The organism is Rhizobium redzepovicii, assembly GCF_019793435.1.
Taxonomy (GTDB): Bacteria; Pseudomonadota; Alphaproteobacteria; order Rhizobiales; family Rhizobiaceae; genus Rhizobium; species Rhizobium redzepovicii.
The window spans coordinates 201,753-222,518 of record NZ_JAILYH010000010.1; the positions used below are offsets into that span (position 1 = coordinate 201,753).

General features: G+C 61.5%; 22 protein-coding genes. 11 read left to right on the forward strand and 11 right to left on the reverse strand.

Annotated features, from left to right (window positions below):
- Nucleotides 1-10 precede the first annotated feature (10 nt).
- Both K6N12_RS17940 and K6N12_RS17945 read left to right on the forward strand, forming a co-directional pair.
- Nucleotides 11-640, forward strand: a complete 630-nt coding sequence (locus tag K6N12_RS17940; protein ID WP_097623982.1) for a DNA-3-methyladenine glycosylase I — start codon at nt 11-13, stop codon at nt 638-640.
- Complete coding sequence (locus tag K6N12_RS17945; protein WP_097623983.1) at nt 637-1,146, forward strand: hypothetical protein; 510 nt, start codon at nt 637-639, stop codon at nt 1,144-1,146. Before K6N12_RS17940 ends, K6N12_RS17945 begins: the two co-directional genes overlap by 4 nt.
- A 19-nt stretch (nt 1,147-1,165) precedes the next feature.
- Here the strand turns inward: K6N12_RS17945 and K6N12_RS17950 are convergent, their stop codons facing one another.
- Complete coding sequence (locus K6N12_RS17950) at nt 1,166-1,870, reverse strand: HAD family hydrolase (protein WP_003588314.1); 705 nt, start codon at nt 1,868-1,870, stop codon at nt 1,166-1,168.
- A gap of 352 nt (nt 1,871-2,222) precedes the next feature.
- Between K6N12_RS17950 and K6N12_RS17955 the strand changes: the two genes are divergently transcribed.
- Entirely contained in the window at nt 2,223-3,272 is a 1,050-nt protein-coding gene (locus tag K6N12_RS17955) for an aldo/keto reductase (RefSeq protein WP_097623984.1), read from the forward strand.
- A 210-nt stretch (nt 3,273-3,482) separates the two neighbouring features.
- Here K6N12_RS17955 and copM read toward each other — a convergent pair whose 3' ends face one another.
- The 3 genes from copM to K6N12_RS17970 form a co-directional block, all read right to left on the reverse strand.
- Nucleotides 3,483-3,842: a CopM family metallochaperone gene (copM, locus tag K6N12_RS17960; protein WP_097623985.1), complete on the reverse strand. Its 360-nt coding sequence runs from the start codon at nt 3,840-3,842 to the stop codon at nt 3,483-3,485.
- 76 nt (nt 3,843-3,918) lie between these two features.
- The gene (locus K6N12_RS17965; protein ID WP_097623986.1) at nt 3,919-4,284 is read right to left on the reverse strand and encodes a hypothetical protein; all 366 of its coding nucleotides are present in this window, start codon (nt 4,282-4,284) and stop codon (nt 3,919-3,921) included.
- Between the two features lie 59 nt (nt 4,285-4,343).
- Nucleotides 4,344-5,099: a hypothetical protein gene (locus K6N12_RS17970; protein WP_097624170.1), complete on the reverse strand. Its 756-nt coding sequence runs from the start codon at nt 5,097-5,099 to the stop codon at nt 4,344-4,346.
- 134 nt (nt 5,100-5,233) lie between these two features.
- Between K6N12_RS17970 and hisS the strand changes: the two genes are divergently transcribed.
- The 3 genes from hisS (at nt 5,234) to hisG (ending at nt 8,745) form a co-directional block, all read left to right on the forward strand.
- Nucleotides 5,234-6,757 (forward strand): histidine--tRNA ligase, encoded by a 1,524-nt coding sequence (hisS, locus tag K6N12_RS17975; RefSeq protein ID WP_097623987.1) that lies wholly within the window; start codon nt 5,234-5,236, stop codon nt 6,755-6,757.
- Nucleotides 6,758-6,931: 174 nt separating this feature from the next.
- Nucleotides 6,932-8,053 (forward strand): ATP phosphoribosyltransferase regulatory subunit, encoded by a 1,122-nt coding sequence (locus K6N12_RS17980; RefSeq protein ID WP_097623988.1) that lies wholly within the window; start codon nt 6,932-6,934, stop codon nt 8,051-8,053.
- On the forward strand, nt 8,050-8,745 hold the full coding sequence (gene hisG / locus K6N12_RS17985) for an ATP phosphoribosyltransferase (RefSeq protein ID WP_097623989.1): 696 nt from the start codon (nt 8,050-8,052) through the stop codon (nt 8,743-8,745). The genes K6N12_RS17980 and hisG overlap by 4 nt, the downstream gene beginning before the upstream one ends.
- 81 nt (nt 8,746-8,826) lie before the next feature.
- Here hisG and K6N12_RS17990 read toward each other — a convergent pair whose 3' ends face one another.
- A complete protein-coding gene (locus K6N12_RS17990; protein WP_097623990.1) occupies nt 8,827-9,240 on the reverse strand; it encodes a DoxX family protein in 414 nt (137 codons plus the stop codon).
- 212 nt (nt 9,241-9,452) lie between these two features.
- Here K6N12_RS17990 and K6N12_RS17995 point away from each other — a divergent pair, with 212 nt between their 5' ends.
- On the forward strand, nt 9,453-10,163 hold the full coding sequence (locus K6N12_RS17995) for a glutathione binding-like protein (protein WP_097623991.1): 711 nt from the start codon (nt 9,453-9,455) through the stop codon (nt 10,161-10,163).
- A gap of 71 nt (nt 10,164-10,234) precedes the next feature.
- Here the strand turns inward: K6N12_RS17995 and K6N12_RS18000 are convergent, their stop codons facing one another.
- From K6N12_RS18000 to groES, 3 genes are all read right to left on the reverse strand, one after another.
- A complete protein-coding gene (locus tag K6N12_RS18000) occupies nt 10,235-10,681 on the reverse strand; it encodes a hypothetical protein (protein ID WP_097623992.1) in 447 nt (148 codons plus the stop codon).
- 566 nt (nt 10,682-11,247) lie between these two features.
- On the reverse strand, nt 11,248-12,888 hold the full coding sequence (gene groL / locus K6N12_RS18005) for a chaperonin GroEL (RefSeq protein WP_097623993.1): 1,641 nt from the start codon (nt 12,886-12,888) through the stop codon (nt 11,248-11,250).
- Nucleotides 12,889-12,959: 71 nt separating this feature from the next.
- Nucleotides 12,960-13,256, reverse strand: a complete 297-nt coding sequence (groES, locus tag K6N12_RS18010) for a co-chaperone GroES (RefSeq protein ID WP_003545797.1) — start codon at nt 13,254-13,256, stop codon at nt 12,960-12,962.
- Nucleotides 13,257-13,540: 284 nt separating this feature from the next.
- On the opposite strand from groES, the gene K6N12_RS18015 reads away from it, so the two are divergent.
- Together K6N12_RS18015 and K6N12_RS18020 are read left to right on the forward strand one after the other, a co-directional pair.
- Complete coding sequence (locus tag K6N12_RS18015) at nt 13,541-14,389, forward strand: TIGR01459 family HAD-type hydrolase (RefSeq protein ID WP_097623994.1); 849 nt, start codon at nt 13,541-13,543, stop codon at nt 14,387-14,389.
- 31 nt (nt 14,390-14,420) lie between these two features.
- Nucleotides 14,421-15,413 (forward strand): bifunctional riboflavin kinase/FAD synthetase, encoded by a 993-nt coding sequence (locus K6N12_RS18020; protein ID WP_097623995.1) that lies wholly within the window; start codon nt 14,421-14,423, stop codon nt 15,411-15,413.
- Here the strand turns inward: K6N12_RS18020 and K6N12_RS18025 are convergent.
- Nucleotides 15,402-15,836: an RES family NAD+ phosphorylase gene (locus K6N12_RS18025; protein ID WP_097623996.1), complete on the reverse strand. Its 435-nt coding sequence runs from the start codon at nt 15,834-15,836 to the stop codon at nt 15,402-15,404. The genes K6N12_RS18020 and K6N12_RS18025 overlap by 12 nt on opposite strands.
- Before the next feature lie 3 nt (nt 15,837-15,839).
- On the reverse strand, nt 15,840-16,220 hold the full coding sequence (locus K6N12_RS18030; protein ID WP_239619830.1) for an antitoxin Xre/MbcA/ParS toxin-binding domain-containing protein: 381 nt from the start codon (nt 16,218-16,220) through the stop codon (nt 15,840-15,842).
- A 325-nt stretch (nt 16,221-16,545) separates the two neighbouring features.
- Between K6N12_RS18030 and ileS the strand changes: the two genes are divergently transcribed.
- Both ileS and K6N12_RS18040 read left to right on the forward strand, forming a co-directional pair.
- Nucleotides 16,546-19,437 (forward strand): isoleucine--tRNA ligase, encoded by a 2,892-nt coding sequence (ileS, locus tag K6N12_RS18035; protein ID WP_097623998.1) that lies wholly within the window; start codon nt 16,546-16,548, stop codon nt 19,435-19,437.
- A 131-nt stretch (nt 19,438-19,568) separates the two neighbouring features.
- Nucleotides 19,569-20,198: a hypothetical protein gene (locus K6N12_RS18040; RefSeq protein WP_097623999.1), complete on the forward strand. Its 630-nt coding sequence runs from the start codon at nt 19,569-19,571 to the stop codon at nt 20,196-20,198.
- Between the two features lie 40 nt (nt 20,199-20,238).
- On the opposite strand, the gene K6N12_RS18045 is transcribed toward K6N12_RS18040, so the two are convergent.
- Entirely contained in the window at nt 20,239-20,676 is a 438-nt protein-coding gene (locus K6N12_RS18045; RefSeq protein ID WP_097624000.1) for a nucleoside deaminase, read from the reverse strand.
- Nucleotides 20,677-20,766 lie beyond the last annotated feature (90 nt).

The following is a 20,766-nucleotide window of genomic DNA, read 5'->3' on the forward strand; positions in this document are numbered from 1 at the left end:
TGAAGCGGACATGAGCGAGACAGGCATCATCATCGGCGAGGACGGCAGGAGCCGCTGCCACTGGCACGCCAATCTGCCGGATTATCTCCGCTATCATGACGAGGAATGGGGCCGCCCTGTCACCGATGATATCCGCCTCTTCGAGAAGATCTGCCTCGAAGGCTTCCAGTCCGGCCTTTCCTGGCTGACCATCCTGCGCAAGCGCGAGAATTTCCGTGCCGCTTTTTCCGGCTTCGATTTCGAAAAGGTCGCCCTCTTCGGCGACGAGGACGTCACCCGCTGCCTTGCCGATGCCGGCATCATCCGCCATCGCGGCAAGATCGTCTCGACCATCAACAATGCCAGGCGCGCCATTGCGCTGAGAGATGAATTCGGCTCGCTCGCCCATTATTTCTGGCGCTATGAGCCGGGTCATAACGAACGGCCCGGAGTAGTCGACCGCGAGCATATCGTCGCCAATCCGACGACGCCGACCTCGACGATCATTTCCAAGGATCTGAAGAAACGCGGCTGGACCTTTGTCGGCCCGACCACAGTTTATGCTTTCATGCAGGCGATGGGCCTCGTCAACGATCATCTGGAGGGCTGTTTCTGCCGGCCCGAGGTCGAGGCGATGCGCGCCGTTTTGGTCCGACCATGAAAGAAGATGCATCCGTGAGAACATTGATCGCCGCCGCTGCCCTCCTTCTCCTGACGGTCCCCGCTCTGGCGCAGACGCCGCAGCTCGATCCCGGCGAAAAGCTGGAGAAGCTGCAATTCCCGGCCGTCACCATGCAGTTGAAGGGCTGGACGAAGTTCGGCAACGGCCATGTCTACACGCTGCCGGTGCGCGCCGGCCAGCACATGAAGATCGACTTTGCCACCAAGAGCAAATTCGCCTTCCTGGCAATCTTCGACCTGTCGAAACCGGATGACGAGGCCTTCTTCGGCACCGACGAGGACGGCATGAGCTTCGAGACGACGGTCAAGGAAAACACCACCTGGCTGATGCGTCCCTATTATTCCAAGGTGTCGCCGCGCCGCGGCCTCGGCGCCCCCTTCAGCATCCTGATCGAGCCTTTGGCGGCTGCCCCGAAACAGCCGCAGCCGCCGGCCGAGCCGGAACGCCCGTCGCTGTTCCCGAAGGCGCCCGCCAAACAGCAATAAAGGCGGGCGAGCGGCCCGCCTATGCCAGCCGGTCGATCAGGTCACGCAATTCGCCGAGATGACCGATCTTACGGAATCGCGGCGCCTCCGTCGGTTCGTCCACATGTTCCAGCACCCAGGTGAGTTCATGCGGCACGAAGACACCGTAGCTGCCGGCGGCGATCGCCGGCACGATGTCCGATTTCAGCGAATTGCCGACCATCATCGCCCGTTCCGGTCCATCGCCGACCTTGGCGAAGATGCGACGATAGGTGACGGCCGTCTTGTCGGAGACGATCTCGACGGCATCGAAGAAGTCGCCGAGCCCGGACTGGGCGAGCTTGCGCTCCTGGTCGAACAGGTCGCCCTTGGTGATCATCACAAGCAGATATTTGCCGGAAAGCGCTTCCAGCGTGTCGCGCACATGCGGCATGGTCTCGACAGGATGGGAAAGAAGATCGCGGCCCGTATCGAGGATCTTGGCGATCACGCCGGCGGGAACCTTGCCTTCGGTGATCTCGATCGCCGTCTCGATCATCGAGAGCGTAAAACCCTTGATGCCGAAGCCGTAATGGCGAAGGTTGCGCTTCTCGGCTTCCAGCAGCCGCTCGGAGATCTTCGGCCCTTCGGCGAAATCGGCAAGAAGCCCGGTGAAATGCGCTTCCGTCAGCCGATAATATTGTTCGTTCTGCCAGAGCGTGTCGTCGGCATCGAACCCGATCGTGGTCAGTGGTCGCGTCGTCATATGCGTACCTTCGAGCATGATGCCGAAAAGTGCGAGCGGCTTTCGGACGACATCATGCTCTAACTCTAAAATTGAGAACAGGATTCAGATCTGAGGCCGACCCGGCCCAAAATCATCCTGTTCTTGAAATATGACCGGAAATCTATCGGTCGCCTGTGTCGAGACAAGGGCATCGCTTTCCCGGGCTGCAAAGGGCGCGGCGTTGAAAAGCGCCGCCGCCGCACTACATCGAGTTTGCCTCACCCTGCAGCCAGCCACGGCTGTGCCTGTCACGCGCAGGCCAATAATCAAAAAATGAAGTTCTTAGGTTCGCAAGCCCCTCTTGCGGCAGACACAAAGGATTTTTTCGACCATGCGTTACAATCAACTCGGAAATACGGGACTTTTCGTCTCGGAAATCTGCCTGGGCACCATGACCTTCGGCGAAGCCAAACAGGGCACCATGTGGGGCGCCATCGCCGATGTCGACCAGAATGCCGCCGACCGGATCGTCGAGCGCTCGCTCGGCTCTGGCGTCAATTTCATCGACACGGCCGATGTCTACTCCGCCGGCGAGTCCGAAAGGCTGCTCGGCCAGGCGCTGAAGAACCTCGACGTGCCCCGCAAGGACGTCGTCATCGCTACCAAGGTCTATGGCGTCATGGGCGAGAAGCCGAACGACCGCGGCGCCTCGCGCGGCCACATCATGGATTCGGTCGAGGCGAGCCTCAAGCGTCTGCAGACCGATCATATCGACCTCTATCAGATCCACGCGACCGACACGGTGACGCCGATCGAGGAGACGCTGCGCGCCTTCGACGATCTCGTGTCCCGCGGCCTCGTGCGCTATATCGGCGTCTCCAACTGGCAGGCCTGGCGCATTTCCAAGGCGCTCGGCCTCTCCGAACGCCGCGGCTTTGCCCGTTTCGAGACGGTGCAGGCCTATTATTCCATCGCCGGACGCGACCTCGAACGCGACATCGTGCCGATGATGCAGGAGGAGAAGCTCGGCCTGATGGTTTGGTCGCCGCTCGCCGGCGGTCTCCTGTCGGGCAAATACGGTCCCGGCGCGCCCGGCAATGGCGAGGGCCGCCGCGCCAGTTTCGACTTCCCGCCGGTCGATAAGGACAAGGCCTGGGCCTGCGTCGCCGTCATGCGTGAGGTCGCCGAAAAGCACGGCGTCAGCGTCGCCACCGTGGCGCTCGCCTATATCCTCGCCAAGCCTTTCGTCACCACCGTCATCATCGGCGCCAAGCATGTCGACCAGCTCGACCAGAATCTTGCCGCCGTCAAGCTGAAGCTCGACGGGGACGATATGACGAAGCTCGACGAGGTCAGCGCGCTTGCCCCCGAATATCCGGGCTGGATGCTGGAGCGACAAGGCGCCGGCCGCCGCCCGGCCGATTTCGAGCCGAAAGGCTGAGATCGCCGACAGGGGACCCTCATCCGCCTACCGGCACCTTCTCCCCGCTTGCGGGGCGAAGGGACTATGCCGCAACCTTTCGGTTCCCACCTCGCTCTCGCAAGGCACGTCCCCTCTCCCCGTCAGAACGGGGAGAGGGTTAGGGTGAGGGGCAGCCACGGCACGAACCGTGGCCTTTTGCCTGAAATCCCCTTCACCGGTTAGGGATACTTACTTGCCGTGGGCCTTAAGCCAGGCGTTCATCTCGGCGATCTCGGCTTCCTGCGCCTTGATCACCCCTTCGGCGAGTTTGCGGATTTCCGGATCCTTGCCGTATTGAAGCTCGATCTTTGCCATGTCGATCGCGCCTTGATGATGCGGGATCATGCCGCGGACGAAATCCGCGTCGGCATCGCCACTATATTCGATCATCATATTCTTGTGCATCTTGTCGTTCGCCTCGGTGAAGGCATGGCTTGCCGCGTCGTGGCTGCCCATCGGCTTGCTCATATCCATGGCCTTGTCTTCGGCAAGGACGGGAGCGGCAATGATGGCGAGCATGGCGGTAAACGTAATGATTTTCAGAGACATGAAAGATCCTTCCTCTTTCTGACAATAGGTTCGCGGGCGACTGAGGCCGCTCGCTTCTCAATGCATCAGCGTGATGTCAGGACAGTCGGGGAGGGGGTGCCTGCGGTGCGGGTCTTCTGTCATCCAGAGCGCGCGCAAGCGCGGGGGCGGGATAGAAGAAAACGGACTTTCCGCCATCCATGACCGTCACCGTCGGCGGCAGCAAAAGACAGGCGGCGCACAGCGGCATATGCGCGGCATTGCCGCTGGTGCAAGGGTCTCTCAAGGGATCCGCCTTGCCCGCCGCGTCAGGCATCTGCATGCCGGCCATCTCATGATGCATGCCGGCTTCGGCGGCGGCGGGTGCATTCATCGACGCACAGGTCGGACAGCCTGCCCAAGCAGACATGGCGCTGTAGACCAGCCAGCCGAGAACCATCGTGATGAGAGCGAGCGTGCGCATCGTCCTTCATATAGGCGAATGCCGGATGCAAGCCAAGCCGATCGGCGGTCACATCCTGGTCACCAGGCGGCAATCACCTTGTGCTCGATCCGGTAATCCCGGCTCTCCTCGCCAAGCGGCGCCACCGGCCATGTCCAGGTGGCTTTGACCGGCGGCGGCGGGATGCCGTGCAGCAGGTCGGCCTCCTCATGCGTCCGGCCGTTGCGGTCGATGACGGCATAGGCGATGTCGCTCACCAGGCAATGGCGGCAGGAGAGCCCCGAAAGCCCGACGAGATGCGCCGCAATCAGCCGTGCCACCGTATCTTCAGGCATTCCGGCCGCCTCGGCGTCGCAGCGCCGTTTTACGCCGCGGCCGATCTGCGACAGGAGATTTGCCGAAACCACGAAATCGAGATAGGGCACGGTGCGCAGGAAGCCGAGCGGCTCCGGCTCCTTGCCGGCGGCGAGATCGTCATAGCCGGAGAGATCGCGTTCGATCAGCGTGATATTGCGATAGCCCTTGGCCGCAAGCCATAGGCGCACCGAGGCGAGATGAACGAGATCGACCAGAACGACGGTATCGAACGCGCCTGCCAGTTCGTCGATCGGCACGTCGCGCAACAAGCCGGAGCCGAGCACGACGGCGGTCCGTTTCTGCCTGAGACCAGCCGCCGCCGCGCGGATCGCGTTCCGGCTCATCGTCTCATGTTCGGCCCAACCCCGGGCGCAACGCCCGGCCCGCGACCAGAGATTGACGGAATAGCGGATGAACTTGCGATGCGCCTTGCCGGTCAGCGGCCATGTCGCGGCATAAAGAAGCGTTTCGGTGATCATGAGCATATCCGCATTCTGATAGGCGCCTCTGCTTCAATCGATTCGGCTTGCGGCTTCAAGACCCTTCGCCCTTGCCGCTCCCCGCCCAATCCGCTAGGAAACCGCCACTGTCACAGTCAGTGGAATTCCCGGAAATGAATGACAAGCAGAAGAAACCGCAAAAGCTCAAGGCCCGCCTGCCGCGCGGCTTCGTCGACCGGACGGCCGGCGATATCCGCGCCGTCAACGAGATGACGGCAAAGATCCGGGAAGTCTATGAGCATTATGGTTTCGACCCGCTCGAAACGCCGCAGTTCGAATATACCGATGCGCTCGGCAAGTTCCTGCCCGACAGCGACCGGCCGAACGAGGGCGTCTTCTCGCTGCAGGATGACGACGAGCAATGGATGTCGCTGCGCTACGATCTGACGGCGCCGCTTGCCCGTCATGTCGCCGAGAATTTCAACGAGATCCAGCTTCCCTACCGCACCTATCGCGCCGGCTACGTCTTCCGCAATGAGAAGCCGGGCCCTGGCCGCTTCCGCCAGTTCATGCAGTTTGATGCCGATACGGTCGGCGCGCCGGGCGTCCAGGCCGATGCGGAAATGTGCATGATGATGGCCGATACGCTTGAGGCGCTCGGCATCAAGCGCGGCGACTACGTCATCCGCGTCAACAACCGCAAGGTTCTGGACGGCGTCTTGGAAGCGATCGGCCTCGGCGGCGACGATAAGGCCGGCCAGCGGCTGAACGTGTTGCGTGCCATCGACAAGCTCGACAAGTTCGGCCCCGAAGGTGTGGCGCTGCTGCTCGGCCCCGGCCGCAAGGATGAATCCGGCGACTTCACCAAGGGCGCCGGTCTCGACCAGGCGCAGATCGACAAGGTGCTGTTCTTCGTCGGCATCAAGGACTACGCCGAAAGCGCTGCCCGACTCGCCGAACTCGTTGCCGGAACGTCGAAGGGCGGCGAAGGCGTCGAGGAACTGAACTTCATTGGCGCGCTGGTCAAGAGCGCAGGCTACGAGTCCGATCGCATCAAGATCGATCCCTCCGTCGTGCGCGGCCTCGAATATTATACCGGCCCGGTCTATGAGGCCGAATTGAGCTTCGACGTCACCAACGAAAAGGGCGAAAAGGTCGTCTTCGGTTCGGTCGGCGGCGGTGGCCGTTATGATGGTCTCGTCTCGCGTTTCATGGGCCAGCCGGTGCCGGCCACCGGCTTTTCGATCGGCGTCTCCCGGCTGATGACGGCGCTGAAGAACCTCGGCAAGCTTGGCGCCAGCGAAGTGATCGAGCCGGTGCTGGTGACCGTCATGGATGGCGACGTCGAGGCGATGGGCCGTTATCAGAAGATGACGCAGCAACTGCGCGCCGCCGGCATCCGCGCCGAGATGTTCCAGGGCAATTGGAAGAAGTTCGGCAACCAGCTGAAATATGCCGACCGTCGCGGCTGCCCCGTCGCCATCATCCAGGGCGGCGACGAACGCGCAACCGGTGTGGTGCAGATCAAGGATCTGATCGAGGGCAAGCGGCTCTCCGGCGAGATCGAGGACAATGCCAGCTGGCGCGAAGCCCGCGTGGCGCAGGAGACGACGCCGGAAGCCGACTTGGTCGCCAAGGTGAGGGAAATCCTTGCGGCGCAGGCGGAGGATCGGAAGAGGGCGGGCGATGCGCAATAGACCCCTCCCCAACCCCTGCCCACAAGGGGGAGGGGCTTCAAGTGGTGACGCTGTGCCCAACTCAACGTCTGCTTCCTCGACGGTTCTTTCGATTTGTTTCGACGGTCGCCACGGGATAATCCCTCCCCCTTGTGGGCAGGGGTTGGGGAGGGGACTTTTCCCGGGAGCGACACCATGCCCCTGATCAACCTCCCCGAATTTGCCAACGACCTGCTTTCCGAATTCGACGCCCGCAAGGCCGAGCGCATCGATACGCCTGTCATTCAGCCGGCCGAACCTTTCCTCGATATCGCCGGCGAGGATCTGCGTCGCCGCATCTTCATGACGGAGAGTGAAACCGGCGCCAGCCTCTGCCTGCGCCCCGAATTCACCATTCCCGTCTGTCTGCGCCACATCGAGACGGCGACCGGCACGCCGAAGCGTTACGCCTATCTCGGGGAGGTCTTTCGCCAGCGCCGCGATGGCGCCAATGAGTTCTATCAGGCCGGCATCGAGGATCTCGGCGATATCAACATACCGAGCGCCGATGCCCGCGCCATCGGCGATGCCACCGGCATTCTCGCCCGTCTGCTGCCGGGCCGGCGCCTGTCGGTGACGCTGGGCGACCAGGCGGTCTTCGAGGCCGTTGTCCAGGCGCTCGGCCTGCCGCTCGGCTGGCAGAAGCGGCTGATCCACGCCTTCGGCAACATGACGCAGCTGGAAGCGTTGCTGGCCGGTCTCGTCAGCCCGCAATTCGTCACCGGCCTCGACGACGATATCGCCAAGCTTGTTGCGTCAGGCGACGAGCAGGCGCTGGTCGCCCATCTCGAGCAGGAAATGCAGGCGACGGGCTATTCGACCAATGCCGGTCGCTCGCCGCTGGAGATCGCCCGGCGGCTCAAGGAAAAGCTCATCCTCTCCGAAACGCGCCTCGACGATGCAGCCTTCCATGTGCTGGAAGAGTTCCTGTCGCTCGACGTACCGCTCGTCAATGCGTCCGCAGCACTGGCCGGTTTTGCCGATGCTGCCGGCCTGAAACTTGGCAATGCGCTTTCCCGCTTCAACGGTCGTGTCGGCGCCCTTGCCGATGCCGGCGTCGATCTTTCCTGTCTCGACTACCGCGCCGCCTTCGGACGACCGCTCGATTATTATACCGGTCTCGTCTTCGAGGTGACGGCTGAGGGATCGAGCGCGGTTCTGGCCGGCGGCGGCCGCTACGATAGGCTCCTGACTTTCCTCGGTGCGACGGACCGCATTCCGGCTGTCGGCTTCTCCTTCTGGCTCGACCGCATCGAAACCGAAAGGGCAGCCGTATGACCATCACCATCGCGCTTCCCTCCAAGGGCCGGATGAAGGACGACGCTTCGGCGATCTTCGAGCGGGCCGGCATGCCGATCACGGCTGTCGGCAACGACCGCTCCTATCGCGGCCGCGTTGAAGGCTGGGACGATGTCGAGGTTGCCTTCCTCTCTGCCTCCGAAATCTCCCGTGAACTCGGCAACGGCACTGTCGATTTCGGCGTCACCGGCGAGGATCTGATGCGGGAAGGTTTTTCCGAAGTGGATAAGCGCGTCGAATTCTGCGCCCGCCTCGGCTTCGGCCATGCCGACGTCGTCGTCGCCGTGCCGGAGATCTGGCTGGATGTCGAGACCATGGCCGATCTCGGCGATGTCGCTGCCGATTTTCGTGCCCGCCACTCCAGGCGCCTGGCCATCGCCACCAAATACTGGCGCCTGACCCAGCAGTTCTTTTCAAGCCAGCACGGCATCCAGCTCTATCGCATCGTCGAAAGCCTCGGCGCCACCGAGGGCGCTCCCGCCTCAGGCTCGGCCGATATCATCGTCGACATCACCTCCACCGGCTCGACCCTACGCGCCAACCATCTGAAGGTGCTCCAGGACGGCGTTATCCTGCATTCGCAGGCCTGCCTTGTGCGCGCCCGCAAGGAAAGCCATGCCGATGAACCCGTCGTGCAGGCGATTATCGACGCGGTGCGCGCCGCCCTCTGATCTAGCCATCAATGCATAAGAAAACCCGCCGTCAATTCAATGACGGCGGGTTCTCTCATGTCTGGGAGGATGTCTGCTGGATCAGGCAGTCGCATAGGCGCCGCGGCGGGCGTCAATCGAATAGGCACCGGCACCGACGGTGGCGAGCAATATGTACGCGCCGGCAAGCGTGATGTTCTTCATGACCATGATCTGGTTGAGAATATTCACGAGATCCGCGCCACTTGCGTAGGGCAGATGGAAGGCAACCGCCGTGAAGACACAGAAGCCCGCCAGCAGCCAGCCGGCAATGCGGACCTGGAAGCCTGTGAGAACCGCAAGGCCGGCGAGCAGTTCAAAAAGGCCTGCGACATAGGCCAACAGGGTTGCGGCCGGCAGGCCGGCACCTGCGATCATGCCCGCAGTACCGGCAGGATCGGTTAGCTTCATGAAGCCGGAAAGGACGAACATGAAAGACAGAAGGATGCGGGCAATCAGGATAATGGCGTTCGACATGGATGCAGTCTCCGTTTGAATGGCTCTGGAGATCTTGGTGCCCCGGCACCGTGTGGACCTCGGATGCGTCCTATGTCGCTCTTTTCCTCCGTTATGGATAGATAAACAGACGCGGACAGTTCGTTCAATAATGTGGAACGATCTCCTGCGGACGGCCGCTTGCCTTTGCCGCACCCGGTCTCTTATGGTCGGCGCCCAACAAGGAGAATCCGATGGCAGATCTGTCCGCATTTCCGATCACGAAGCGCTGGCCGGCGAAAAATTCCGACATCATCCAGCTCTATTCCCTGCAAACCCCAAATGGGGTGAAAGTATCGGTCGCCCTCGAAGAGTTCGGGCTCGCCTATGAGCCGCATTATATTTCCTTCGCCGCCAACGAGCAGAAGTCGCCGGAATTCGAATCCCTCAACCCGAACGGCCGCATTCCGGCGATCATCGATCCGAACGGGCCTGATGGTAAACCGATCGGCCTTTTCGAATCCGGCGCCATCCTGCTTTATCTCGCGGAAAAGACGGGCAAGCTCATCCCCGAGGATGCTGCCGGCCGCTATGAATGCATCCAGTGGGTGTTTTTCCAGATGGCCGGTATCGGCCCGATGTTCGGCCAGTTCGGGCATTTCTACAAATTCGCCGCCGACAAGGTCGCCAACAATTCCTATCCGGTGGAGCGCTATCGCGACGAATCCAAGCGGCTGCTCGGCGTGCTCGAAGGCCGCCTGAAGGGTCGGCAGTGGATCATGGGCAATCAGTATACGATCGCCGACATCACCACCTTCACCTGGGTTCGCGGCGCCGATATCTTCTACGGCGGCCGCGAGGTTCTCGACTATGCGAATTTCCCCGCCGTGATGGACTGGCTGCAGCGCTGCATCGCCCGTCCGGCCAGCGAGAAGGGGCTCAACATTCCGGTCAAGCCGGAGTAGGGACTGCCGGAAAACACAAAGATCGTCCCCGGGGAACTCGGAGACGGCCTTTTTGCTCTGCATGGGTGGTCTTATCGCGGACTTGTGATCTGCCTTGCGCCTTCGAGCTTGAAGCGCGGAAAAATAAAGACGCCGACCATGCTGCCGCTGTATTTTTCCTCGAGCCCGTTCGACTCGCCCATGCAGAAGAGCGGCTGGCGCAAGCCGTTCGGCATGATGATCGTCGTCGAAAAACAGAAGGAGGAGCAGAGCGTCGCCGCCTGCTCGAATAGCTCCAGGATGTGGCCGCGGTCCTTGCTGTCATAGCAGCGGATCAGGCTCAATAGCCCGCAGTCTCGTGCGGAGAGGCCGTGCAGCATCGCGCTCCATTCGCCGAGGCGGAGCATGCCGCTCGACAAATCTCCGGTCCAGGCCTCGGAAATCGAAAACTGAGCCACCATCTCGTCATTTTGATTGTGGTGCTCCAGCGAGCCGGGTGTCAAAGGTACGGCTGCATTGGCTTTGGCGATCTTAAACAAGGCGTTCCCCCGTTCGGATGCAGCTCCTCCGCCGCACGCTCGGTAAACACAAAAACAGGATCACGCAGCAGCAGGCATGATGCCCGTGCTTTTACCGGCGATTGTTGCCGCGGCCCTCGGGCCGGCGGAACGTCAAGGATCCTCTCTCGCGCCCGTTTGGTAGGCGCACTTCAATTGCAGCGCGGATTTATAGGAGCTTTTGAACAAACGGCAACGGCTTTTTAAGGGGTGTTCGGATCGGCATTTTCCCCTGGGATGCCGCCACTCTCGCCTTATCCAGCGGGAAAGCCGCGCCGACACATCAATTTCGCGCGATTTGGATACCATTCCACTCGATATGAGGTCAGAAATGGCGCCCCAACACCGCATTCCCGCGCCGAGGCCGGCGGCCTGAAAAAACGCGCCAACGCAAGTTTCGCGCAAGTTTCCGGGGCAGGAGCCGGCAACGCGCCATAAAATTGCGCGCAACGGACCGAATCGCTTTGAGCGCAAAAGAAAAGGGCGACCCGAGGGCCGCCCTTCCTATTCCGGATGCCGGAATGGTGATCAGTGCAGGCTTTCGCCTATCACATCATGTCCATTCCGCCCATTCCGCCCATGCCGCCAGGCATGCCGGCAGGGGCATCCTTCTTCGGCAGTTCGGCGATCATGGCTTCGGTGGTGATCAGCAGCGATGCGACAGAAGCAGCGTTCTGCAGCGCGGTGCGAACGACCTTGAGCGGGTCGACGATACCCATGGAGATCATGTCGCCGAATTCGGACGTCTGGGCGTTGTAGCCGTAGTTGTCTTCATTCTTGTCCAAGACCTTGCCGACAACGATCGAGGCTTCGTCGCCTGCGTTTTCAGCGATCTGGCGAACCAGCGACTGCAGGGCGCGGCGAACGATGTTGATGCCGGCTTCCTGGTCGTCGTTTGCACCCTTGACGGTGATCTTCGTGGAGGAGCGCAGGAGTGCGATACCGCCGCCGGGGACGATGCCTTCCTGAACGGCAGCGCGCGTCGCGTTGAGGGCGTCGTCGATGCGGTCCTTCTTTTCCTTCACTTCGACTTCAGTCGAGCCGCCGACGCGGATGACGGCAACGCCGCCAGCGAGCTTGGCAAGGCGTTCCTGCAGCTTCTCGCGGTCGTAGTCGGAGGTGGTTTCTTCGATCTGGGCCTTGATCTGGGCAACACGGCCTTCGATGTCGGACTTGGCGCCCGAACCGTCGACGATCGTGGTGTTTTCCTTGGAGATCGAAACCTTCTTCGCACGGCCGAGCATGTCGAGCGTGACGCTCTCGAGCTTGATGCCGAGGTCTTCGGAGATCACGGTGCCGCCGGTCAGGATGGCGATGTCTTCGAGCATGGCCTTGCGGCGGTCGCCGAAGCCAGGAGCCTTGACGGCAGCGATCTTGAGACCGCCGCGCAGCTTGTTGACGACGAGCGTAGCAAGAGCTTCGCCTTCGACGTCTTCAGCGATGATCAGGAGCGGCTTGCCGGTCTGGACGACAGCTTCGAGAACCGGAAGCATCGACTGCAGGTTCGAGAGCTTCTTCTCGTGAAGGAGAATGAAGACGTCTTCGAGGTCGGCGATCATCTTTTCCGGGTTGGTCACGAAGTAGGGGCTGAGGTAGCCGCGGTCGAACTGCATGCCTTCGACGACTTCGAGTTCGGTTTCGGCGGTCTTGGCTTCTTCAACTGTGATGACGCCTTCGTTGCCGACCTTCTGCATGGCTTCAGCAATGTCGAGACCGACCTGCTTGTCGCCGTTTGCCGAGATCGTGCCGACCTGTGCAACTTCTTCAGAGGTGGAGATCTTCTTGGCCTTGGCCTGGAGATCCTTCACGACGTCGGCCACAGCGAGGTCGATACCGCGCTTCAGGTCCATCGGGTTCATGCCGGCTGCAACGGCCTTGTTGCCTTCGCGAACGATCGCCTGGGCAAGAACGGTTGCAGTCGTGGTGCCGTCGCCGGCGATGTCGTTGGTCTTCGAAGCAACTTCGCGGACCATCTGGGCGCCCATGTTTTCGAACTTGTCTTCGAGTTCGATTTCCTTGGCGACGGAAACGCCGTCCTTGGTGATGCGCGGAGCGCCGAAGGACTTGTCGATGATGACGTTACGGCCCTTCGGGCCGAGCGTTACCTTGACTGCATCGGCGAGAATGTCGACGCCACGCAGCATCTTTTCGCGCGCGGTACGACCAAACTTGATTTCTTTAGATGCCATGATTGAAACTCCTCAATTCGAGTGTCCGGGTTTTGGGACCCGTCGGCTACGTCGGAAAGGCCAGCGGCTGATCAGCCGATGATGCCCATAATGTCGGCTTCCTTCATGATCAGAAGGTCTTCGCCGTCGATCTTGACTTCGGTGCCGGACCACTTGCCGAACAGGATGCGGTCGCCAGCCTTGACGTCGAGTGCGACGACCTTGCCGGACTCGTCACGAGCGCCGGAACCGACGGCGACGATTTCGCCTTCCTGCGGCTTTTCCTTGGCGGTATCGGGAATGATGATGCCACCCTTGGTCTTGGCTTCGGACTCAACGCGGCGAACAACGACGCGGTCGTGAAGGGGGCGGAAGTTGGTGCTTGCCATTGTCTAATCCCTCGATCGAATGACATTCGCGGGCCGGAGCGGCCCACATGGATAGATGTTAGCACTCCCTTGCAGTGAGTGCTAGCGACGAGCATTTAGGGATGGCTCCGAGAGGAGTCAATGAGAGCAATCACGAATTTTTGTGCCGGAATTGTGAAGAGGCCGGAGAATTGCGGAGATTGCCGCCGAAACCGGCATGCTGGGCGAACGGCAAAGAAAATTCCTTGCCATCGCCTTGCGCCTTTGCAATGTCACCGGTGACTGAAGCAAATCGGGAAATCGGAATGGCCAGGCGGATAGAAAACTTCTCGGAAATCACAGCTCACTATGACGTGGTGCTCTGCGATGTCTGGGGCGTCGTTCACAATGGCGTCGATCCGTTTCCGAAGGCGGCCGCAGCTCTTGAAGCGGCCCGCGCCAGCGGCGTCGCCGTCGTCCTCATCACCAATTCGCCGCGCCTTTCCTGGCAGGTGGTCGAGCAACTGCGCCAGATCGGCGTTCCCGACGGCGCCTATGACCGGATCGTCACCTCTGGCGACGTCACGCGCCGGCTGATCGCCGAAGGGCCGAAGACGGTCTTTCTGCTCGGCCCCGAGCGTGACAGCCCGCTGCTCGACGGCCTCGATGTCGAGCGCCGGCCGGCTGAAGAAGCGCAATCGCTCGTCTGCACCGGCTTTTTCGACGATGAGACCCAGAAGCCGGAGGATTACACCGACATGCTTCTGGAGTTCAAATCCCGCGAGGTGCCGATGATCTGCGCCAATCCCGACCTCGTCGTCGAGCGCGGCCATCGCATCATCCCCTGCGCCGGCGCCATGGCCGCCTATTACGAGCAGCTTGGCGGCAGCACTCGCATCGCCGGAAAACCGCACCGGCCGATCTATGAGGCGACGCTGGCCGCTGCCCGCGAGCTTCGCGGCGATTTCCCCGTCGAGCGCGTGCTGGCAATCGGCGACGGCATGCCGACCGATGTGCGCGGCGCCTTGAATTATGGCCTCGACCTTCTCTACATCAGCGGCGGTATCCACGCCCGGGAATACACCTTGAACGGCGAGACCGACGAGGCGATCCTCAACGCCTATCTCGATCGGGAAAACGCCGCGCCGAAGTGGTGGATGCCCCGCCTTGCATGAAGACACGCCTTGCATAAAGAGAAGCCAGCCGATGACCGTCTTCCACCGCAATGAAACCCGGGAACCCTTGCCCGCCCATCTCAAGGGCGGCGTCATTGCCATCGGTAATTTCGACGGCGTGCACCGCGGCCACCAGTCGGTGCTCAACCGCGCACTCGAAATCTCCAAGGCGCGCGGCATCCCGGCTTTGGTGCTGACGTTCGAGCCGCATCCGCGCACGGTCTTCCGGCCCGAGACCCCGGTCTTTCGCCTCACGCCTGCGCCGCTGAAGGCCCGCATCCTGGAAACGCTGGGCTTCAACGCGGTGATCGAATACCCCTTCGACTACGAGTTCTCGCAGCGCTCGGCCGATGATTTCATCCATTCGATCCTCAAGGATTGGCTCGGCGCCTCTGAGGTCGTCACCGGTTTCGATTTCCATTTCGGCCGCGGCCGCGAGGGCGGTCCGGCCTTCCTGATGAATGCCGGCCAGACCTATGGCTTCGGCGTCACCCTGATCGATGCCTTCCGCGACGAAAATGCCGATGTCGTCTCGTCGAGCCATATCCGCGCGCTGCTGAAAGAAGGCAGCGTCAGCGAAGTCGCCGGCATGCTGGGCTATCGTTATACGGTTGAGGCCGAGGTGATCGACGGCGAAAAGCTCGGCCGCCAGCTCGGTTTTCCCACTGCCAACATGCGCCTGCCGCCGGAGGTTGAACTTGCTGCCGGCATTTACGCCGTCCGCTTCCGCCGCCAGGACGGCACGCTGCACGACGCCGTCGCGAGCTACGGCCGCCGCCCGACGGTGACGGAGAACGGCGCGCCGCTGCTCGAAACCTATCTTTTCGATTTCAGCGGCGATCTCTACGGTGAGCTCTGCTCCGTCTCCTTCTTCGGCTATCTCCGCCCCGAGCTAAAATTCGACGGCCTCGATCCGCTGGTCGCCCAGATTAAGCGCGATGAGGAAGAGGCGAGGGCGCTGCTTGCAGGTGTCAAGCCGCTCGGCGCGCTTGATCAGAAACTCTGCTTTTCCTCAGCGCAATAGCCGGCTGTCGAAAGGATAGCGGATCGTTTTTTCGATCGTCAGGCGCGACGCGTCCGGATGACGCGGATTGATAAGAATATTCGCGGCCTCTGGCATGATTGCCGATGGGACGCGCAGGAGACAGAATTCATTGTCTTCCAGTAATTTGTTGCCACGGTCGCGCGTCAGGCTGGTCTGGTTGATCGCAGCAGGATCGATCCCGATATCGAAGACTTCGATGTTATCCGGGCAACGGATTTTCAGGAGCTGAAAATCTCTCGGAATTTGATGCAGGTCGACCTGTACCAGAATTTCGAGGAGCGCAGTCGACGGGTGATCACAGCAATAGACGACGGGAATTCCCTGATGATGCCATCGTCCCGGTGCAAGCAGCCCGCCGCGTCCGGAAAGATCGGCATAATTCGAGATACGCCATAAGATCATGGCCTAGACGTAAATCCCGTGGTCGATCTGGTGCAGGGCCTGCTCGACGAGGCGGGCGCCGGTTTCCGATTCCAGCAGATCGATCGGCGCGATGCCGTCCATGCCGCGATTGGGCTTGCGCAGCCAATCGAACGCAACGGCTCTGTCGCCGAAAATGCGCTTAGCCATGTCCGCGATCCGCACGATGCGTAAGGCGCCGTCGTTTTCCTCGACCGTCAGCGGCTCGCCGTTCGCATTGCGTCTCGCCAGAGTTCGGCGCGGTGCGACGAAACGATATATTTCCTCCACGGAAAAGCCGAGTTCTGTCAATTTCAATGCCATTGCTCCGTCATAAACCTGGACGGAGCCGTGCGAAGCGATCTCGAGGCGCTCGCGTATAGTCATCGATTCTGGTGTCTGAAGAAAACCAAGCATTGCCCTGAATGACCTTTATGCCACTTGCCCCAATATATATGCGCATTTGGCGCCATCTTCAATTGCTTCCGTTGTGGCAGCCGGCCTCTTCCTTTTCCCGGCAAAAACGCCTATGAACCGGCGCGATGACAAAATATCGGCTGGCAATGATGATGCGAATTATCGGCCCGGCCTTCCGCGCGCGCTAAGCGGCCGGGAGGTCCGGGTTTTTGGCGCTTGGATATGAGCGCTTCCGTCACCAGCTTTTTCACGCCGTTGCGCCCCTTCCTGGGCCGCCAGAAACGATTGTCCCGATATGACCGACACAGCCGAAAAGATCGACTATTCGAAGACCCTCTATTTGCCCGAAACCGATTTCCCGATGCGTGCCGGCCTGCCGCAGAAGGAGCCGGAGCTGGTCAAGCGCTGGCAGGAGATGGGTCTCTACAAGAAACTGCGCGCCTCTGCCGCCGGCCGCGAAAAATTCGTGCTGCACGATGGCCCGCCCTACGCCAACGGCAACATCCACATCGGCCACGCGCTGAACAAGATCCTCAAGGACGTCATCAACCGCTCGTTCCAGATGCGCGGCTACGACGCCAATTACGTGCCCGGCTGGGATTGCCACGGCCTGCCGATCGAATGGAAGATCGAGGAAAAGTACCGCGAAAAGGGCAAGAACAAGGACGAGGTCCCGGTCAACGAATTCCGCCGGGAATGCCGTGAATTCGCCGCCGGCTGGATCAAGGTCCAGGCAGAAGAGTTCAAGCGTCTCGGCATCGAGGGCGACTTCGACAATCCCTATACGACGATGAACTTCCACGCGGAGTCGCGCATCGCCGGCGAACTCTTGAAGATCGCCGCAAGCGGTCAGCTTTATCGCGGCTCCAAGCCGATCATGTGGTCGGTCGTCGAGCGCACGGCGCTGGCCGAGGCCGAGGTCGAATACCAGGACTATGAGAGCGACACGATCTGGGTGAAATTCCCCGTCGTCGAAGGTCCGGCTGCGCTCAAGGATGCGTTCGTGGTCATCTGGACGACGACGCCCTGGACGATCCCCGGCAACCGCGCGGTCTCCTTTTCCGCGCGTGTTTCCTACGGCCTCTATGAGGTGACGGCCGCCGAGAACGATTTTGGTCCGCGTCCGGGCGAAAAGCTGATCTTTGCCGATAAACTGGCTGAGGAGTCCTTTGCCAAGTCCAAGCTGCAGTACAAGCGCCTGAGCGATGTCTCCGCGGCCGACTTCGCAGCGATGGCCTGTGCGCATCCCTTCAAGGGTCTGGACGGCGGCTATGAATTCCCAGTGCCATTGCTCGATGGCGATCACGTCACCGACGATGCGGGCACCGGTTTCGTGCACACGGCGCCCAGCCACGGCCGCGAAGACTTTGATGCCTGGATGTCGGCTGTCCGCACGCTTGAGGCCCGCGGCATCGACACCAAGATCCCGTTCCCGGTCGACGACGGCGGCTTCTACACATCGGACGCCCCCGGCTTCGAAGGCGCCCGCGTCATCGACGACAACGGCAAGAAGGGCGATGCCAACGACCGCGTCATCAAGGCGCTGATCGAACGCAACGCGCTCTTTGCCCGCGGCCGGCTGAAGCACCAGTATCCGCATTCCTGGCGCTCGAAGAAGCCGGTGATCTTCCGCAACACGCCGCAATGGTTCGTCTATATGGACAAGACGCTTGCCGACGGCACGACGCTGCGTTCGCGCGCGCTGGGTGCGATCGACGACACCCGCTTCGTGCCCGCCGCCGGCCAGAACCGCTTGCGCGCCATGATCGAGGGCCGCCCGGACTGGGTTCTGTCCCGTCAGAGAGCATGGGGCGTGCCGATCGCCGTCTTTGCCGACGATGAGGGCGAGGTCCTGGTCGATGAAGCCGTCAACACCCGTATCCTCGAAGCCTTCGAACAGGAGGGCGCCGACGCCTGGTTTGCCGATGGCGCCAAGGAGCGCTTCCTCGGCAACGACCATGACCATTCCCGCTGGAAGCAGGTCATGGATATCCTCGACGTGTGGTTCGACTCCGGCTCGACGCACACCTTCACGCTGGAGGACCGTCCGGACCTGAAGTGGCCGGCCGATCTCTATCTCGAAGGCTCGGACCAGCATCGCGGCTGGTTCCATTCGTCGCTGTTGGAATCGGCAGCCACCCGCGGCCGCGCGCCTTACAACGCCGTCCTCACCCATGGCTTCACCATGGACGAGAAGGGCGAGAAGATGTCGAAGTCGAAGGGCAACGTCACCGCGCCGCAGGAAGTAATGAAGGATGCCGGCGCTGACATCCTGCGTCTGTGGGTGATGACCTCCGACTATGCCGACGACCTGCGCGTCGGCAAGACGATCATCCAGACCAATGTCGACGCCTATCGCAAGCTACGCAACACCATCCGCTGGATGCTGGGCACACTTGCCCACGACAAGGGCGAGGAGATCGCTTTTGCCGATCTGCCGGAACTGGAGCAGCTGATGCTGCACCGGCTTGCCGAACTCGACGAGCTGGTGCGCGAGAATTACGATGCCTTCGATTTCAAGAAGATCGCCCGTGCGCTGATCGATTTCGCCAATGTCGAGCTTTCGGCCTTCTATTTCGATGTCCGCAAGGACGCACTCTATTGCGACGCGCCGTCGAGCCTGCGCCGGCGCGCCAGCCTGCATGTCATCCGCCAGATCTTCGATTGCATGGTGACCTGGCTTGCCCCGATGCTGCCCTTCACCACCGAGGAGGCCTGGCTGTCGCGCAACCCGTCCGCCGTTTCCGTGCATCTGGAGCAGTTTGCCCCTGTTGCCAAGGAATGGCGCAACGATGCCCTGGCCGAGAAGTGGAAGAAGATCCGCGCTGTCCGCTCGGTTGTCACAGGCGCCCTGGAAATCGAGCGCAAGGACAAGCGCATCGGCTCTTCGCTGGAAGCCGCTCCCGTCGTCCACATCGCCGATCCGGAACTGATGAAGGCGCTGGAAGGCCAGGACTTCACCGAAGTCTGCATCACCTCGGCAATCGAGATTGCGGCCGGCGATGGCCCGGCGGAGGCTTTCCGCCTTGCCGAGGTGCCTCTGGTCAGCGTCGTGCCGAAGCTGGCGGAGGGCCAAAAATGCGCCCGCTCCTGGCGCATCACCAGGGATGTCGGTTCCGATCCGGAATATCCCGATGTCTCGGCCCGTGACGCTGCCGCGCTTCGCGAGCTTGCCCGGCTCGCGTGAAGAATATTGCCGGGTGAATTGCGTTTTCGCGGTTCATCCGGTAAAAGCTGCCTGAAAATGGCCGGATTTTTGCGTCAGGGGGACGGTTGTCCGGTAGGGCAACGATTGCACCGGTGGCTGGAAGGGTTTTCATGTTCGCAACGCATTGGTTCCGTATGGGCGCCTGCCTGTCTGTTGTCATGGCGGGATGCTCCCTGGTCTCCAGCTGCGCCAGCAGCCCGACCTACGGCACCGACAAGACCGCCATGGAGCAATTGACCGACGATCTCGGCCAGTCCGTGTCGCTGACCGGGCCGGACCCGAAGAACAAGGGCGTCAAATACACGCCGCGCCCGACGCTGGTGCTGCCGGCCCAGGCGCAGAGGGAAACCCTCGTTGCGCCACAGCCGACCGTCGCCAACAAGGACAATCCGCAGTGGATTGAATCGCCGGAGGAAACCCGCGCCCGCCTGGTCGGGGAAGCCGACGCCAACTCCGACAATCCGAATTACCGCTCGCCGCTGGCAAGCTCCGCCATCGAGGGCGGCCGGCGTACGACCGAAGCCCAGACCAAGGCCTATCGCGAAGCCCGCGCCCTGCAGAAGGGCTCCTATGTCGATCAGCGCCGCTATATTTCCGATCCGCCGCCCGGCTACCGCACCGTCGACGACCCGGCAAAGCTCGATGATGTCGGCGAGCCCGAACTCAAGAAGCAGAAGAAGCGCAAGAAGGATGCGGCGATCGCCAACAGCGGCAAGCAGTGGTGGAACTTCCTGCAATAGTCTCCTTATCTGCCTGAATAGACGCGAGGCGCTGTAGAGACTACGGCGCCTCTCTCTTTTGCGAGAAGAATGTTCGCAATATATCGGCCGATTGCACCTCGTTGAAGCCGGAATAGACTTCCGGTGCGTGGTGGCAGGTCGGTTGCGCATAAAATCGCACGCCATTGTCGACGCCGCCGCCTTTCGGGTCCTCGGCGCCGTAATAGAGCCTGCGGATACGCGCAAACGAGATGGCTGCCGCGCACATGGTGCAAGGCTCGAGTGTCACATAAAGATCGGCGCCGACAAGACGCTCCTGGCCGAGAGCTTCGCAGGCCAGCCGGATCGCGGCGATTTCGGCATGTGCGGTCACGTCATTAAGCTCGCGCGTGCGGTTTCCCGAGCGCGAAACGGCAATATCGTCGATGACGACGACGGCGCCGATCGGCACCTCGCCGCGGTCTCCGGCGGCGCGTGCCTCTTCGAGCGCCATCTCCATGAAACGATTTGTCTTCACGATCGCAAGAATTTCCACTTAACCGCAGATGCGTGACCTGATAGACAGGCCCAAAAGGCAGGCAAACAACAA

What these genes read in the sequence shown, in the direction of transcription:
- hisS (WP_097623987.1), top strand. Translation starts at nt 5,234, where the DNA reads ATGAATGACAAGCAGAAGAAACCGCAAAAGCTCAAGGCCCGCCTGCCG.
- K6N12_RS17955 (WP_097623984.1), top strand. Translation starts at nt 2,223, where the DNA reads ATGCGTTACAATCAACTCGGAAATACGGGACTTTTCGTCTCGGAAATC.
- K6N12_RS17995 (WP_097623991.1), top strand. Translation starts at nt 9,453, where the DNA reads ATGGCAGATCTGTCCGCATTTCCGATCACGAAGCGCTGGCCGGCGAAA.
- K6N12_RS17980 (WP_097623988.1), top strand. Translation starts at nt 6,932, where the DNA reads ATGCCCCTGATCAACCTCCCCGAATTTGCCAACGACCTGCTTTCCGAA.
- K6N12_RS18015 (WP_097623994.1), top strand. Translation starts at nt 13,541, where the DNA reads ATGGCCAGGCGGATAGAAAACTTCTCGGAAATCACAGCTCACTATGAC.
- hisG (WP_097623989.1), top strand. Translation starts at nt 8,050, where the DNA reads ATGACCATCACCATCGCGCTTCCCTCCAAGGGCCGGATGAAGGACGAC.
- K6N12_RS17970 (WP_097624170.1), bottom strand. Translation starts at nt 5,099, where the DNA reads ATGATCACCGAAACGCTTCTTTATGCCGCGACATGGCCGCTGACCGGC.
- K6N12_RS18045 (WP_097624000.1), bottom strand. Translation starts at nt 20,676, where the DNA reads ATGGAGATGGCGCTCGAAGAGGCACGCGCCGCCGGAGACCGCGGCGAG.
- K6N12_RS17990 (WP_097623990.1), bottom strand. Translation starts at nt 9,240, where the DNA reads ATGTCGAACGCCATTATCCTGATTGCCCGCATCCTTCTGTCTTTCATG.
- K6N12_RS17945 (WP_097623983.1), top strand. Translation starts at nt 637, where the DNA reads ATGAAAGAAGATGCATCCGTGAGAACATTGATCGCCGCCGCTGCCCTC.
- groL (WP_097623993.1), bottom strand. Translation starts at nt 12,888, where the DNA reads ATGGCATCTAAAGAAATCAAGTTTGGTCGTACCGCGCGCGAAAAGATG.
- groES (WP_003545797.1), bottom strand. Translation starts at nt 13,256, where the DNA reads ATGGCAAGCACCAACTTCCGCCCCCTTCACGACCGCGTCGTTGTTCGC.
- K6N12_RS17950 (WP_003588314.1), bottom strand. Translation starts at nt 1,870, where the DNA reads ATGACGACGCGACCACTGACCACGATCGGGTTCGATGCCGACGACACG.
- K6N12_RS18025 (WP_097623996.1), bottom strand. Translation starts at nt 15,836, where the DNA reads ATGATCTTATGGCGTATCTCGAATTATGCCGATCTTTCCGGACGCGGC.
- K6N12_RS17940 (WP_097623982.1), top strand. Translation starts at nt 11, where the DNA reads ATGAGCGAGACAGGCATCATCATCGGCGAGGACGGCAGGAGCCGCTGC.
- K6N12_RS17965 (WP_097623986.1), bottom strand. Translation starts at nt 4,284, where the DNA reads ATGCGCACGCTCGCTCTCATCACGATGGTTCTCGGCTGGCTGGTCTAC.
- ileS (WP_097623998.1), top strand. Translation starts at nt 16,546, where the DNA reads ATGACCGACACAGCCGAAAAGATCGACTATTCGAAGACCCTCTATTTG.
- copM (WP_097623985.1), bottom strand. Translation starts at nt 3,842, where the DNA reads ATGTCTCTGAAAATCATTACGTTTACCGCCATGCTCGCCATCATTGCC.
- K6N12_RS18020 (WP_097623995.1), top strand. Translation starts at nt 14,421, where the DNA reads ATGACCGTCTTCCACCGCAATGAAACCCGGGAACCCTTGCCCGCCCAT.
- K6N12_RS18030 (WP_239619830.1), bottom strand. Translation starts at nt 16,220, where the DNA reads ATGACTATACGCGAGCGCCTCGAGATCGCTTCGCACGGCTCCGTCCAG.
- K6N12_RS18040 (WP_097623999.1), top strand. Translation starts at nt 19,569, where the DNA reads ATGTTCGCAACGCATTGGTTCCGTATGGGCGCCTGCCTGTCTGTTGTC.